11 protein-coding genes and 2 pseudogenes are annotated in these 15028 nt (G+C 70.1%); 5 read left to right on the top strand and 8 right to left on the bottom strand.

The window, feature by feature from the left end; genetic code table 11:
• The first annotated feature begins 365 nt into the window (after window positions 1–365).
• Window positions 366–2276: an amino acid transporter gene (locus OG966_RS30865; RefSeq protein ID WP_326655437.1), complete on the top strand. Its 1911-nt coding sequence runs from the start codon at window positions 366–368 to the stop codon at window positions 2274–2276.
• 213 nt (window positions 2277–2489) lie between these two features.
• Here the strand turns inward: OG966_RS30865 and OG966_RS30860 are convergent, their stop codons facing one another.
• Both OG966_RS30860 and OG966_RS30855 read right to left on the bottom strand, forming a co-directional pair.
• A complete protein-coding gene (locus tag OG966_RS30860) occupies window positions 2490–3233 on the bottom strand; it encodes a DUF4118 domain-containing protein (protein ID WP_326653249.1) in 744 nt (247 codons plus the stop codon).
• A gap of 212 nt (window positions 3234–3445) precedes the next feature.
• Window positions 3446–5002: a hypothetical protein gene (locus OG966_RS30855; protein WP_326653248.1), complete on the bottom strand. Its 1557-nt coding sequence runs from the start codon at window positions 5000–5002 to the stop codon at window positions 3446–3448.
• 392 nt (window positions 5003–5394) lie between these two features.
• Here OG966_RS30855 and kdpB point away from each other — a divergent pair, with 392 nt between their 5' ends.
• Both kdpB and OG966_RS30845 read left to right on the top strand, forming a co-directional pair.
• The gene (kdpB, locus tag OG966_RS30850) at window positions 5395–7548 is read left to right on the top strand and encodes a potassium-transporting ATPase subunit KdpB (RefSeq protein WP_326653247.1); all 2154 of its coding nucleotides are present in this window, start codon (window positions 5395–5397) and stop codon (window positions 7546–7548) included.
• A gap of 261 nt (window positions 7549–7809) precedes the next feature.
• Complete coding sequence (locus tag OG966_RS30845; protein ID WP_326653246.1) at window positions 7810–8628, top strand: SDR family NAD(P)-dependent oxidoreductase; 819 nt, start codon at window positions 7810–7812, stop codon at window positions 8626–8628.
• Between the two features lie 74 nt (window positions 8629–8702).
• Here OG966_RS30845 and OG966_RS30840 read toward each other — a convergent pair.
• Window positions 8703–9032: pseudogene (locus OG966_RS30840) on the bottom strand (amino acid permease); the annotation flags it as partial.
• 293 nt (window positions 9033–9325) lie between these two features.
• On the opposite strand from OG966_RS30840, the gene OG966_RS30835 reads away from it, so the two are divergent.
• Window positions 9326–9886, top strand: coding sequence for a hypothetical protein (locus OG966_RS30835; RefSeq protein WP_326653245.1), 561 nt, complete (start codon window positions 9326–9328; stop codon window positions 9884–9886).
• Window positions 9887–10114: 228 nt separating this feature from the next.
• Here OG966_RS30835 and mmuM read toward each other — a convergent pair whose 3' ends face one another.
• Together mmuM and OG966_RS30825 are read right to left on the bottom strand one after the other, a co-directional pair.
• Window positions 10115–11032 carry a homocysteine S-methyltransferase gene (gene mmuM, locus OG966_RS30830; protein WP_326653244.1) on the bottom strand — a complete coding sequence of 306 codons (918 nt, stop codon included), beginning with the start codon at window positions 11030–11032 and terminating at the stop codon, window positions 10115–10117.
• Window positions 11033–11059: 27 nt separating this feature from the next.
• Window positions 11060–11983 (bottom strand): LLM class F420-dependent oxidoreductase, encoded by a 924-nt coding sequence (locus tag OG966_RS30825; RefSeq protein ID WP_326653243.1) that lies wholly within the window; start codon window positions 11981–11983, stop codon window positions 11060–11062.
• Window positions 11984–12223: 240 nt separating this feature from the next.
• Here OG966_RS30825 and OG966_RS30820 point away from each other — a divergent pair, with 240 nt between their 5' ends.
• The gene (locus OG966_RS30820) at window positions 12224–12577 is read left to right on the top strand and encodes a VOC family protein (protein WP_326653242.1); all 354 of its coding nucleotides are present in this window, start codon (window positions 12224–12226) and stop codon (window positions 12575–12577) included.
• A 276-nt stretch (window positions 12578–12853) separates the two neighbouring features.
• On the opposite strand, the pseudogene OG966_RS30815 reads toward OG966_RS30820, so the two are convergent.
• The 3 genes and pseudogenes from OG966_RS30815 to OG966_RS30805 all read right to left on the bottom strand — a co-directional run.
• Window positions 12854–13342 (bottom strand): annotated as a pseudogene (locus tag OG966_RS30815) (DUF6099 family protein); the annotation flags it as partial.
• 180 nt (window positions 13343–13522) lie between these two features.
• Complete coding sequence (locus OG966_RS30810) at window positions 13523–13855, bottom strand: nucleotide pyrophosphohydrolase (RefSeq protein WP_326653241.1); 333 nt, start codon at window positions 13853–13855, stop codon at window positions 13523–13525.
• The gene (locus tag OG966_RS30805) at window positions 13852–14997 is read right to left on the bottom strand and encodes an AAA family ATPase (protein WP_326653240.1); all 1146 of its coding nucleotides are present in this window, start codon (window positions 14995–14997) and stop codon (window positions 13852–13854) included. The genes OG966_RS30810 and OG966_RS30805 overlap by 4 nt, the downstream gene beginning before the upstream one ends.
• Window positions 14998–15028: the final 31 nt, after the last annotated feature.

Raw genomic sequence — 15028 nt, 5'->3', positions numbered from 1 at the left:
ATCCGAACTGCCGCCGTCTCGCGATGACGGGTAGCCGGTTGCGGCGTCGTCCCTCGTCGAAGCCGACGACGACATCGGGGCGCCATGCCCCGCCATCAGCGGGGCATGCCGCTCGCCGACCGTTTCGGCAGCCCGCACCCGGGATGCCGGCTGCGCGATCGAGTGGCGGCGCAACCGGGGGTGCCACGGCTCGTATCCAGCTACCCTGACCAGCCGAATCGCCCACGGGCCGGGTTGCGTACGCTGACCGGGCCGTCGCATTGATGGCTGATTCCGTTTGCATACGACAGGAGTACCCGGTGGCCAGTCCCACCCCTGTGGCTTCCGATTCCGCCGTCACCCCACGGCAGCGCCTGCGCGCGTGGATGCTGGCGGGCCTGTCCGACATGGCCAGGCACCAGCAGGGGCCGCAAGCCGAGACGGAACCCCCGCCCACGCACAAGGGGCAGCGGTGGTGGCGGGTGATGTGCCTGACCGGCGTCGACTACTTCTCCACGCTCGGCTATCAGCCGGGCATCGCCGCGCTCGCGGCCGGGCTGTTGTCCCCGGTGGCCACCATCGTCCTGGTGATCGTGACCCTGGCGGGCGCGCTACCGGTGTACCGGCGGGTGGCCGAGGAGAGCCCGCACGGCGAAGGCTCGATCGCCATGCTGGAGCGCCTGCTGTCGTTCTGGAAGGGCAAGCTGTTCGTCCTGACCCTGCTCGGCTTCGCCGCCACCGACTTCCTGATCACCATCACCCTGTCGGCGGCCGACTCCTCCATTCACCTGGTGGAGAATCCGCACGTGCCCAGCGCGCTGCACGGGCAGCAGATGGTCGTCACGCTGGTGCTGATCGCGCTGCTGGGGGCGGTGTTCCTCAAGGGCTTCCTCGAGGCGATCGGCGTAGCCGTCGTCCTGGTCGGCCTGTACCTGGCCCTCAACGCCGTCGTCGTGGTCGTGGGCCTGTGGCACGTCGCCACCGCCGCGCACGTGGTGGCCGACTGGTCCAGCGCCCTGACCACCGAGCACGGAAACGTTGTGGCCATGATCGGAGTGGCACTGCTGGTCTTTCCCAAGCTGGCGCTGGGCCTGTCCGGCTTCGAGACCGGCGTGGCGGTCATGCCGCACGTCGAGGGCGATGCCGGCGACACCGAGGCGAAGCCCGCAGGACGCATCCGCGGCACGAAGAAGCTGCTCACTACCGCCGCGCTGATCATGAGCGTGTTCCTGATCGCCACCAGCTTCATCACCACCCTGCTCATCCCGGCGAAGGAGTTCGAGCCGGGCGGCGCGGCCAACGGACGTGCGCTCGCCTACCTGGCGCACGCATACCTCGGAGACATCTTTGGCACCGTCTACGACGTCGCCACCATCGCCATCCTCTGGTTCGCCGGGGCCTCCGCGATGGCCGGACTGCTCAACCTGATGCCGCGCTACCTGCCCCGCTACGGCATGGCCCCGCACTGGGCGCGCGCCGTGCGCCCCATGGTGATCGTCTTCATCCTGGTGGCGTTCCTGGTCACCTGGCTCTTCGACGCCGACGTCGACGCCCAGGGCGGTGCCTACGCCACCGGCGTACTGGTGCTGATCTGTTCCGCGGCGATCGCGGTGACCATCGCCGCCCACCGCGCCCGACAGCGCAACTGGACCATCGGCTTCGCGGTCATCTCCGCGGTCTTCCTCTACACCACCGTCCTCAACGTCATCGAGCGGCCCGACGGTGTGAAGATCGGCGCCTGCTTCATCGCCGGGATCATCCTCGTCTCGCTCCTGTCCCGGCTCGCCCGCGCCTTCGAGCTGCGTGTCACCCACGTGTCTCTGGACGACATGGCGGAGCGGTTCGTACGGGACATCGCCAGCCGCAGGATCCGGTTCATCGCCAACGAGCCCGACAACCGTGACATCGCGGAGTACCGCGAGAAGATCGAGCAGATCCGGAAGGACAACGACGTCCCGGCCCAAGAGGACTTCGTCTTCGTCGAGGTGACCGTCCTCGACCCCTCGGAGTTCGAGGCGGACCTGAGTGTCCGCGGCGAAGTGCTGCACGACCGCTTCCGGGTCCTGACCCTGGAGTCCTCTTCCATCCCCAACGCCCTCGCCGCGCTGCTCCTGCACGTCCGCGACACCACCGGACAGCAGCCGCACATCTACTTCGAGTGGACCGAGGGCAACCCCTTCACCAACTTCCTCCGCTTCTTCCTCTTCGGCCAGGGCGAAGTCGCCCCCGTCACCCGCGAAGTCCTGCGCGAGGCCGAACCCAACCGGTCGAGGCGACCTCGCGTCCACGTCGGCTGAGCCGCGCCGCGCTACGGCAAGAGGGCGCGGACCGGTCACAGTCGCCGGCAGGGAGAATCCGGAGGCGAGAGGGAGCGTTGGGGACCCTGCCCGTCGAGGCGCGGAGCGGCCGGCGCGTCAGTGCCCTGGGGCCGGGATGCGGAGGCCCGACGGCCGGCGCACGCCAGTCCTTCTCTGCCCTCGCCCCTTCTCTGCCCTCGCCCGTCGGCGGGGTCACTGCTCCAGACGCGGTGCCGCCGTGTCCAGCGCCGCGCCGGTCTGGTCGGCCAGCGTCACGGCGACCAGCCGCGCCTGGAGGGGAGGGACGGCGGGGCCCGGCTGAAGCAGGAACCGGCCGCGGTAGTGGCCGCCTGCGAGGGCCCGGAGCTCGATCTCGCCGTCCGGCCAGCCGCGCCGCTCGACGTCCCAGCGCCCCCGCGCCACGACCACACTGCCGTCCTGCTCCAGCCTCGCCGGATGCCCGAGCAGACTGCCGTACTCGAAACGGCAGTCCCGCAACTCCAGCAGATCGATCAGCTGCCGTCGGACATGGTCGACGATCTTGTCGGGAGATCCGCTGGCCTGGACCAGCTGCGCGGTCTCGTGGATCCGGGCGAGATGACCGGCGTCGGTCACCGTGATGACCTCGAGCCGCCGGGCGCGGGCGGCGAGCTGCGACACGACAAGGCCCACGACCAGCAGCAGGACCGCCGTCTCGATGTCATTGGCGTCGTTGATGGTGAACCGCTGGTACGGAGGGGTGAGGAAGAAGTCGAACCAGGCGGCGGACGACACCGCCGCGACGGCTCCGGCCGCGCGATTGCCGATCGCGGCGACCGCCACGACGACCACGACGAGGATGAGCACCATCGTCGCGTTCGTCAGGTCCGTACGGAAGGGCACCAGAACGGCGGCCACCGCCGGCGGGGCGAGCAGGGCGGCCCCCAGCGCCCCCGTGTCACGAAGCGGAGTCCTCATGAGCCACCTCGCATCTCATGGCCTCAGAACTTCTCCGGGAGGATCGGCGCCGCCACCAGGTAGCCGACCGGACAAACAGCGCTGACACGTCCGACCGCATTCGCTGCGCTCACAAGGACAGAGTCCGCCCCTGGCCCCCCTACCGCCATCGGAACTGTTGACCTTGACGACTCTCTGACACCACCCGGACACAGAAGCTCGGACACAGGCGCTCAGACTTGGAACTCGGCCAGCCGCGGGCGCAGCCCGAGCACGGTCAGCGCCGCGGCCGCCACCAGAGCACCGCCGGCCGCGGGCAGCAGCCGGGAGACCGCGCCCCGGCCCTCGCGCACCGACGCGTCGAAGTGGGTCCGGTTGATGTCGGTGACCTCGTCGAGGGCATCCATCCAGGCACCGAAGTGTGCGTTCGACTTGCCCGGGCCCCAGCTGATGCAGAACGCGACGGCCTCCTGTGCCCTTCCCTCCGCGATCAGGCGGCGGATGGTCCGGTCGTCGCGCTGGTAGACGGCGTACGTCCGCACGGTCCGCTCGGCGGCGGCACGCTCGCCGGGGAAGGTGATGTTGTCGAGCTCCCGCCGGAATTCACCCGTGAAGCGCCGGTCGGCGTGGTCGGTGCGGTAGGCGTCCCACGTCTCGTCCATCCCCGTGTCGTACGTCGCGAGGGTCGCGCCCTCGATTCCGTACAGCTGCTGCGACTTGTCGAGGAAGGACTGCTCGTAGGCGGTCCGCTCCTGTTCGAAGAGGAGGTAGCGGCTTTCGTCGGCGTTCGCGTCGTAGGCGATGGCGCGGGCCCGGGACAGCGCGACGACCGAGTCGAAGGCGTCACGCCGGGCGCCTCGCAGGTGCTCGGAGGAGGCGGAGAGCGCCTGGCCGCCCAGCGCGAACGCCAGGAAGGCGCAGAGCGTACCGGCCAGCAGTGCCGGGTTGAGGATCCGGTGGAACTGCCGTGCCAGATACCACTGCAGTACGACGAGAGCGGTGAGGAGCAGCAGGCCGAGCACGACCGCGGTGACCAGTTCGGCTGTGAGCCGGGAGCGTGCGGCGTCGTACCCGGATTCGTACGCGTCGTTGTTGGCGGCGATCAACGCCTGTGATTCGGGGCGGATGTGCATGGAGAGCAGGGCAGTGGCCGAGCGGTAGTCGTCCAGGGCCCCAGCCTTGCCGCCCGCCCGGCCGTCGTTCTCCAGGGCGCGGCCGATCAGCTCCTGGTAGCGGGCGAAATTCTCGGTCAGCGCCTCGACGGTGTGCTCGGCACGTGTGTCGCCCTCGGCGGCAACGGCGAGCGTACGCAGCTCACGGCTGACCGTGCGGCGTGCGGAGTCGTAGAAGCCGGTGGCCTTGTCGTACGGGACAGCCATCCGACCCGCGCCTGCGTCGCCGCTGGACAGCAGGATGTTGGCGGCCTGCGCGTCCATGTCGTTCAGCGCGAGACCGAGACCGGCGGCGCTGGTGGTCCGGGGAGCATCGCGTCCGTCCACGGTGTCCCAGGTGGCGGAGACGGCGAGCCCTGCGAGTAACAGCAGCAGCGCGAGCGCGGCGGTGAGCAGCAGAATCCCCGCACGCGCCAGACGCAGCCCGGCCGGCTGCGTCGCCCAGCGGCAGCGCAGCCGCTCCCTCAGGGCGCCGGTGCTCGGACGGCCCGGCCGCTGCCTCCCTCGTGGCTGCGGACCGGGCCGGCCCTCGGGTCGAACGGCCGTCACCTGGCGTGTTCGGGCCTCGGTCTCGGCCCCTGTCTCCGGACTGTGCGCGGTACCGGCAGTGATGGTCACGCGCCCTCCAGGCTCACACCACGGACGGCTGCCCGTCCCCCGTGGCGATCAGTCTCAACCAGGCTCGAACAGGAATCGGACTCCCTTGACGGCGTCATGACGCCCCATCAGCGCTTCTTGACGCTGGCTTGACACGGAGCACAAATCCGCTGTCAGAGGGTCGTAAACACCCCGGGACAACGCGGAGATGAGGGGTTTGCTGCGGCTAGATTCCCTTTCTGCCGCTCGAGATCGCGAACGTCAGTGGCATGACACGCGCTCGGCGGCAGGTACGCGGCGGCCTCCCCCCGCCGCGTCCCAGTCCGCCTGGTCGACGCCGGGGCGCCCCGGCGTCGACCAGGCCCATGCGCTTGTCCCCTCCCCTTGCCGGCCTCATCAGAAGGTGCTTTGTGATGCTCCCCGCCGCTGACCAGCAGGCTCCGACAGCGCAGACACCGGGCGGGAGCCCACCACACGCCCGCCCCCACCGGAAGCGCTCCGGCCAGGGCGGCCTCTTCGATCCCGTACAACTGGTGACGTCCTTCCCCGAGGCCCTGCGCAAGCTGCACCCGCGGGCCCTGGTGAAGAACCCCGTGCTGTTGGTCGTCGCGGCCGGATCGGTACTCACCACGCTCTCCTCGCTCTTCCATCCGTCCGTCTTCACCTGGGTGATCAGCGTCTGGCTGTGGCTGACGGTGATCTTCGCGAACCTCGCGGAGGCCGTGGCGGAGGGCCGGGGCAAGGCGCAGGCCGAATCGCTGCGCAAGGCGCGCATGGACACCGTCGCGCTGCGGCTGCGCCACTGGCGGTACGGAACGAATCCGGCCCGCGCCGAGACCGACGCCGTCGCCGCCAACGACCTTCAGCTCTTCGACTTCGTCCTCGTCGAGGCAGGCGAGCCGATCCCCGCCGACGGCGATGTCGTCGACGGCATCGCGGCGGTCGACGAGTCCGCCATCACCGGCGAGTCCGCTCCCGTCATCCGGGAGTCGGGCGGCGACCGCAGCGGCGTCACGGGCGGTACGACGGTGCTCTCCGACCGGATCGTCGTACGCGTCACCTCACGCCCCGGACACTCCTTCCTGGACCGGATGATCACCCTGGTCGAAGGCGCGCGACGGCAAAAGACGCCCAACGAGATCGCGCTGAACATCCTGCTGGCCGCGCTGACCATCGTCTTCGTCCTGGTCGTCGTCACGCTGCAGCCGATGGCCGGACACGCGGGCGCCGCGCAGTCCACGACGGTGCTGGTCGCGCTGCTCGTCACGCTCATCCCGACGACGATCGGCGCGCTGCTGTCGGCCATCGGCATCGCGGGCATGGACCGTCTGGTGCAGCGCAATGTCCTGGCGATGTCCGGCCGGGCGGTCGAAGCCGCCGACGACGTCAACACCCTGCTCCTCGACAAGACCGGCACCATCACCCTCGGCAATCGTGAGGCCGCCGGCTTCGTACCACTGCCCGGTGTCGACGAGCTGATCCTCGCCGACGCGGCTCAGCTCTCCTCGCTCGCCGACGAGACGCCGGAGGGCCGCTCAGTCGTCGTCCTGGCGAAGGAGAAGTACGGGATGCGGGCCCCGGCCGAGGGCGAGCTCAGCAACGCGCGGTTCGTGGCGTTCAGCGCGCAGACCCGGATGAGCGGGATCGATCTTCGGTGGGACAACGGGGCGGCCTGCTTCATCCGCAAGGGCGCGGCGGCTCAGGTGATCAGCTGGGTGGAGATGCGCGGCGGAGTCGTCCCGTCCCAGGCGGCCATCTGGGCCGACTCGATCGCCGCGAGCGGAGGTACGCCGCTGCTGGTCGCCGTCCACGACTGGGACGGCCCGCGGATGCTCGGCATCATCCATCTCAAGGACGTCGTCAAGGACGGCATCCGCGAACGGTTCGCGGAGCTGCGGAGGATGGGCATCCGTACAGTGATGATCACCGGGGACAATCCGCTGACCGCGAACGCCATCGCCCAGGAAGCCGGCGTCGACGACTTCCTCGCCGAAGCCACCCCCGAGGACAAGCTGGCCCTCATCAAGCAGGAGCAGGAGGGCGGCAAACTCGTCGCGATGACGGGCGACGGTACGAACGACGCGCCCGCGCTGGCGCAAGCCGATGTCGGCGTCGCGATGAACACCGGGACCTCGGCCGCCAAGGAGGCCGGGAACATGGTGGACCTGGACTCCAACCCGACCAAGCTGATCGACATCGTCGAGATCGGCAAGCAACTCCTCATCACCCGGGGCGCGCTGACCACCTTCTCCATCACGAATGACGTGGCGAAGTACTTCGCGATCATCCCGGCGATGTTCGCCGGCGCCTATCCGGGGATCCAGGCCCTCAACCTCATGGGCCTGCACAGCCCCACCTCCGCGATCACCTCGGCGATCATCTTCAACGCCCTGATCATCGTGGCGCTGATTCCCCTCGCCCTGCGCGGAGTGCGCTACACCCCGGCATCCGCGCACGACCTGCTGCGCCGTAACCTCGCGGTCTACGGGCTCGGCGGGCTCGTACTGCCCTTCGTCGGGATCAAGCTCATCGACCTGCTGATCTCGAACGTGCCCGGGCTGGGCTGAACTTCGTCAGAGGGGTGTCAAGGACGGCGCCACGTCCTTGAGCCGCTGCCCGCAAGCCAGTTGGATGGACATCGTGAACAGCGAGTGGCTCCTTCTCGACCGGCCGCCTCATCCGGCGCCCCGCCGTGTGCCCCGCTGCCCGGACACGCTCGCCTTCGGCTGACGGCCGTCGGCTGACGCGCAGTCCGTAGCCCCGGGGCGCCGTGACCTTGTCCGGCGCCCCTTCTTCGTATCCGCACGCCCACCTTCCTTGGATGGACCATGCCCGGCTCAAGCCTTTTCTCCCTTACTGTCCTCGTCACCGGAGCCACCTCCGGCATCGGCTACGAGACCGCCCGGCTGCTCGCCGAGCGCGGCGCCACCGTCCTCGTGCACGGCCGAACTGCCGAAGAGGCACGGGCGGCGACCGACAGGCTCGTCAGCACGGCCGGGATCCCCGCCGAGCGCGTGTGCCCCTTCGGCGCGGACTTCTCCCGCCTCGACGAAGTGGAGGCGATGGCCGAGCGCGTCGTCGTCGAGCACCCGCACCTGGACATCCTCGTCAACAACGCCGCGATCGCCGCGCCCGAGCGCCACACCGTCACCACGGACGGCAACGAACTCGCCTTCCAGGTCAACTTCCTTGCCCACTACCTGCTCACCGGCCTGCTGGAGCGGGCACTGACCAGGGTGCCGGGCAGCCGAGTCGGCAGAGTCGTCAACGTGTCCTCCTCGCTGCACCGCACCGGCTCCATCCAGTGGAGCGACCCCAACCGCGCCCGCCGCTACGCCCGGCTCGCCGCGTACGCCCAGTCGCAGCTGGCCCTCACGGTCTTCGCGGCCGACCCGAGGGTGACGGCCGTCTCCGTCCACCCCGGCATCTGTGAGACCGCGCTGCTTCCTCTGTACGGCCACAACGGGGCCACGGCCGCCGACGGCGCCTCCCATGTCGTACGGCTCTGCGACCCCGCGGTGGAGATCGTCAACGGCGCCTACTACGACCGCGACGAGCGCGTCGAGCCCGCGCCCGCCGCCACCGAAGAGCGCACGGTCAAGCGTCTCAACAAGCTCGCCGACGTCCTCGTCGGCCACAGCGGCTGAAGGGACGGCTCAGAGCCATGTCCGAGCGCGCACGCAAGAAGAGAGCCCGCCGCAAGAGGAAGGTGACAAGCAGCTCAGTCGAGCCGGAAGCGGAGCCTGCAGATCACCGCGTCCGTGTCACGACGCACCGCATGCGCCACGACCGCACCACGCTGGTTCTGCAGAACCCGCTGCCACAGGCGGGCCGGTTCGACCTCGGGGATGAGCACGGTGATCCGAGTGCCCGGATGACTGGATGCCAACTCGCGTACGTATGCGGCGATCGGACGGCCGACCGTGCGGCGGGCCGAGGAAACGCGTACCAGCGGGACGCCCGGGTTCCACAGCTCCCAGTCCCGTTCCAGGGTCTCGGTCTGCGCACGATCCTCCGGATCGGGGTAGCAGACCGTCACGGCGCGCACCTGCGGTCAGCTTGTGACGGGCGCCAGTATCCGGGGGCTCCTCAGCGCTGGGCGCGGTGCTGGACTCGGTGGTCATGGCGGACATGCGGGTGAGCTCCTTTGTTCCAGGTCCGCTCAGGGTGGGCCCGCATCCGGCCGGCCTTGCCCGGCGCTGGCGCCTTCTTGTCACGTGGTGGCCGTATCTTCACGAGTTCATGACGTGCCCCGTCAGGACGACGTCAAAGCCGGCCGACACCACGTCAGCGGTTCATCAATAAACCGGGCGCAGGCCGTTCGGCGCCCCTAGCGTCGGCTGCATGGGACGGCGAATCACACCATCTCGTCCGGGGTGCGACGCGGACCGCTCGGAGCCCCCCGGAGAGGCTGCGCGCGACGGGAACTGGACCGGCGACACGCGATCCGCCGTCGGCTGCGCAGCGCTGCTTCTCTGCCTGCTGCTGGTGATCGACTGCGGCTCCGGCGGCCTCACCACCGAGCGCGCCGCCCTCTGGACGGCGCTCGCGATCCTGCTGTTCGTGGTGCTGCTGCCGGCGAGGGTGACCGCCGGCGAGGGCTGGCTGGCCTCGCGCAGCCTGCTGCTTGAACGGAGAGTGCGCACGGACTGCCTGGTGGCGGTGCGCTGGTCAGACGGCGTCGCGCAGCGGCTGGTCCTGCGTGACCTCTACGGCGGACGGGTCGAGCTGGACCCGCGGGTGCTCGTCACCAACCCGCAGCTGTGGCGTCTGCTCGATGCGGGCGCCCGAACCTCCCTGGGCCGAGGGACCCTTCTCTGCGGGGCGACGGCATTGCGGCAGTTGTCGCAGAGGATCGACGGTGAGACGGCCCATTCGGTGTTCAAGGTCTCCGGCCTGGAGTAGCGACAGCCGGGGTGCCGGCGGGCGGACCTCCTGAGCCGTGCTGCTGACCAGCCGTTGATGGCAGCTGCGGTCGTCGCGCCGATGACGGTGGTGGGCCTTCCGCCTCGGCCTGCCTCCGGTCAAGACGGCGGACCGGCCCTCACAGCACTGCCCGCGGCGCCGGCGGTTGGCCGAGCCCGGTGAACCCGCCGCGGACCGGTCATACGGCCCGCCCGCTGCCAACCGGCCCTACTGCTCGCCACCCGCACGGGGCACCAGTGCCGCAAGCTCCTCGATCTGCCCCGGCCCCACTCGGCAGCAGCCGCCGACCAGCCGGGCACCGGACGCCAGCCAGTCCCGCACCCTGGCCGGGTCGTAGGTGACTCCGCCGCGCCACGCCCCTTCGGCCGCGTCCCACCGCTCTCCGCTGTTGGGGTAGACGACCACCGGCTTGCCCGTCACCGCCGCCGCGAGCTCCACGGCTCGGTCCGCGTCACCCGGCCCGCAGCAGTTCACCCCGACGGCGATCACCTGCTCCCGGCCGACGGCGAGGGCGAAGGCAGCCGCCAGCTCCTGGCCTGCCCGGGTCCGCTCGCCGGCGATGCTGTACGAGAGCCAGACCGGCACCCCGCACCCCTCGACCGCCCGCAGCAGCGCCTCGGCCTCGTCCGTGTCCGGCACCGTCTCCAGGGCGAGCACATCGGGGCCCGCCGCGGCCAGCGCTTCGATCCTCGGCCGGTGGAAGCGCTCCAGCTCCGGCACGGACAGCCCGTACCGTCCCCGGTACTCGCTGCCGTCCGCGAGCATCGCGCCGTACGGCCCCACCGAGGCCGCGACCCACACCTCGCGCCGAGCCGCCTCACCCGCACTCCGCGCCAGTTCCACACTGCCGGCCAGCAGCCCCGCGGCCTCCTCCCGTGCCACGCCTCTGCGCGCGAAGCCCTCGAAGGTGGCCTGGTAGCTGGAGGTGATGAGAACCTGGGCGCCCGCCCGTACATACGCCGTGTGGGCCGCTTCGATCTGCTGTGGATCGTCGGCCAGCAGCCGAGCCGACCAGAGGCCGTCGGACAGATCGCAGCCCTGTGCCTCCAGTTGGTTGGACAGCCCCCCGTCGAGGACGACGACGCCTTCGGCGAGCGCGGCGGCGAGTGTACGGACGGGTTTCACGAGAACTCCCAGGTGTCCGGTTCGGCCTCAGCCCAGCTGGGGCTGGACCTGTGAGGAGATCAGCTCGAGATGCTCGAGGTCATCGAGGTCCAGCACCTGGAGATAGATCCGGGACGCGCCGATCGCGCCGTACCGTCCGAGCTTGTCGACCACTTCGGCGGGTGAGCCGGCCAGCCCGTTCGCCTTCAGCTCGTCCACCTCCCGTCCGATGACAGCCGCCCGGCGTGCCACCTCCGCGTCATCCTTGCCCACGCAGACGACCAGGGCGTTGGAGTACACCAGCTCGTCCGCCCCGCGCCCCGCCGCCTCGGCTGCGGCGCGGACCCGGCCGAACTGCCGCTCGCTGTCCGCGACGGAGGCAAACGGAATGTTGAACTCGTCGGCGTACTGCGCGGCCAGCCGCGGGGTCCGGCTCGCCCCGTGCCCGCCGATCAGCACCGGTACCTTCCCCTGGGCGGGCTTGGGCAGCGCGGGCGAGTCGGCCAGCTGGTAGTGCGCGCCCTCGTACGAGAACGTCTTGCCGACGTCTGTGGCCCACAGTCCCGTGACGATGGCCAGCTGCTCCTCCAGCCTCCCGAACCTCTCCTTCGGGAAGGGGATGCCGTACGCCTTGTGCTCCTCCTCGAACCAGCCGGCGCCCAGGCCCAGTTCCACCCGGCCGCCCGACATCTGGTCCACCTGCGCGACCTGGACGGCCAGCACGCCCGGCAGCCGGAACGTCCCGGCGGTCATCAGCGTGCCGAGGCGGATCCGCTTGGTCTCGCGCGCCAGCCCGGCCAGCGTGATCCAGGCGTCGGTCGGCCCGGGCAGGCCGTCGGCGGAGCCCATGCTCAGATAGTGGTCGGAGCGGAAGAAGGCATCAAACCCGAGGTCCTCGGTGGCCTTGGCAACGGTCAGCAAGGTGTCGTAGCTCGCCCCTTGCTGGGGCTCGGTGAAGATTCGAAGATCCATGCATCCATCCTGCACCGTCGAACGGTCGTCGAGCCCACCGTCGGCGCCATGCCGCCACCGGCTCGCCCGGGTGAAAACCGTCAGCCCGGCGGCCCGCGCTGTCCGCGTCGGGAAGGGCCCCGGGCCGAGGAGGCCGCCACGCCTGCGCAGTAACAGGTTCCCCCGCGATGGAGACGGGGGGTGAAGCGGGCGATGGTGTGGTGCCGGCCCGCCCGATCGCCGTCCTGGCAAGATGGCGGCATGGAACGTGTGCTTGGAATCGGTGGATACTTCATGCGGGCCTCCGACCCGGCGGCCCTGAGCGCGTGGTATCGCGATTGCCTGGGCCTGGACGCCGATGAGAACGGCCTGTGGCGTCAGGGAGCCGGGCCGACGGTATTCGCGACGTTCGAGTCCGGGACCGACTACTTCGGGTCCCGCGCCCAGCAAACCATGCTCAACTTCCGGGTCCGCGACCTAGATGCGATGCTCGCGCAATTGCGCGCCAAGGGAGCGGACGTGGCCAAAGAAACACAGGACATGGAGGGTGTCGGTCGATTCGGCTGGGTCACCGATCCTGAGGGCAATCGGGTCGAGCTGTGGCAGCCCGCCTGACCGCGTCTTCACGCAGGCGGTGACGTGCTGCTGAACCGTCCGACCCACATCACGCCGGCATGCCCCGACCCCCATCGCAGGGGCGGTCGTAAGCCGTACCCGAGGTCATGACGGCCCCGCCGCCGAGTCCACCGCATCCATCGCGTCCACTTCCCCCACCGAGTCCGCCGAGGAAGGCGAGGGAGACGCAGGGGACGAAGGAGGCAAGGAAGGCGAAGAAGGCGAGGGAAGCATGCGAGGCGGCGAGGGAGGCGAGTCCGACATCGTCTCCCGCGCGGCCGCAGGACCGGCTCTGCCCCGGATCGTGTCGGGCGGTCTCTCCGAATCCCGCGCCGCGAGCCGGCGCAGCATTCCACGCACCCGGTCGTTCGACTCGTCAGCGGCGTCTATCGCCTCGATGCACTGCCAGTACAACCCCTCCTCATCGGTGGCGCACGCGACGCCGACCAGTGCGATCCCCACATCACCCAACAGCACACTCAGCCCGATCAACGTCCGCCGCGCGTCCGCCACTTCGGACAGCTGCGCGGCGCGGACCCCGCCGCTGCGCACCATCGGATGGTCGAGCACCCCGCACCCTCGACCACCGATCTCGCTGAGCCCGCGCGCCTCGCTTCTCAGCTCCAGTGGCCCGCACAGCGCCAGCCGACTGCCGATCGCCTGGGCGAGGACTTGCGCCTGCCAGGCCTCGGCGACAATGTCCGGCACCGCCCGGCTCTGCGCCAAGGCGTGCCGACTGAGTCCGATGAGCCGCTCCGCATCCATGTACGCCGCCCCCGTTCGTACGACTTACTGCCCACTCAGTTCATTACCCAGAGTGAAGCTCATTGAGCCTGAACGCCAGGGGAATTCGGAAATCTATGGACACCAAGGCCGATGGGGATAACTCCCCAACTCCATAGAGTGACGAAGACATGCGTGAGGGGGCGGCGAACCGGTCGAAAATCACTTCGCCGGGAAGCGAATCTCATTCCGGTCGATCTTGTCGGAGAGCGCCGCCAGCGCGTCGATCCCGAGCACCTCGCAGAACTGCAGCAGATACGCGAGCACGTCAGCGACCTCGTCCCGCACCCGGTGCGCCGCCTCCTCTTCCTCCATCACTCGCGCCGACTGCTCGGGCGTCAACCACTGGAAGATCTCCACCAGTTCTGACGCCTCGACGCTCAGCGCCACAGCCAGGTTCTTCGGGGTGTGGTACGGCTGCCAGTCGCGCGCCGCCGCGAACTCGGCCAGCCTGCGCTGCAACCCGTCCACATCCAGTCCGTCTTCTCTCGTCACGGCACCAGGTCTACCACCGTCACCCCGTCCACCCCACGCGCATACGAGGCATCAGCGACCGCTCCCACCAGCCGGATGTGTCCGCGGGCGCACATCTCCGCGCCCAGAGAAAGCAGTTCCCGCGCCTGGCGCGGGTCCAGGCAGCGGTCGAAACCGTCCGCCAGGACGGTGAGCGACTGGTACGCCGCCGGCACCTCGGCCGCCTGGTCCATGGCCAGCACACCCGGCCCTGTGAGCAGTACCAGCGCCAGCGCCAGATACCTCAACTCGCCCTCGCCGAGACGCCCCACGGGCGTCGATCCCCGCGCACCGCTCCGGCCGAGGAGCGCCCGTACCGTTCCGTCGCCGAGTTCCTCGACGGCCAGATCCGCCACGTCGCCCGCGCATCCCACCCGCGCCGCGGCGGCCAGGCGGGCATGCCGCTTGGCGCACTGGCTCCGCGTGCGGTGCAGCACCTCAGCCAGGTTGTCGCAGCCGCGCCGCAGCCGCCCCTCCCCCGCAACAACCGGCTCACGCATCCGCTGGGGCTGCGGATCACAGGCGAAGACCGACCGCAACGCCACGACGACCTGCTCTGCGGCGGCGAGGACTTGTAACTGGCCCCGTGTCTTGCCCGCCACACGCAGCGGCAGCAGCGCCGTGCCGAGCCGGTCGTCCGGCAGCGGGGCCCGCGTCACGGTCGCGGCCCCTGCCGTGTGCCAGGCGGCCTGCACCGAAGACCGTCCGGGATCGCGCAGCGCGGTGGTCAGCAGGGAGCGCCCGCCGCTGGTCAGCCGCTCGCCCACCACGCGCAGTTCGGGCTCCGCCTGCACCGCGAGATCGAGCTCCACGGGACCGGCCGGGCCGTCGACCGTGCAGCCGATCCGGAATCCCCGCCGGCCCTGCCCGTCGGCCTCCGCCCACTCCGGCACACAGGCCGAGGGATCCGGAAAGGCCGTTTCGAGCTCGTCGCCCGCGCCGAGCCGCGCCAGCGCCTCGTACATCTGCAGGACACTCGATTTGCCGCTGCCGCTCACGCCCGCGAAGAGCGTCAGCGGACCGATGGGCAGGACCGCACCCCGGTGCGATTTGAAGGCGGAGAGCCGCAGTTCGGTGACTGTGGGGCGGGTGCAGTTCGTGCCGTCGAGCGTGGTTACGTCCATGAGCGGGACGGTACGCAGCAGGAAACGCGCC

The organism is Streptomyces sp. NBC_01750 (genome assembly GCF_035918095.1).
Classification (GTDB): Bacteria; Actinomycetota; Actinomycetes; order Streptomycetales; family Streptomycetaceae; genus Streptomyces.
The sequence above is the reverse complement of the archived record's forward strand: the minus strand, read 5'-3'. Positions and strand labels throughout refer to the sequence as shown.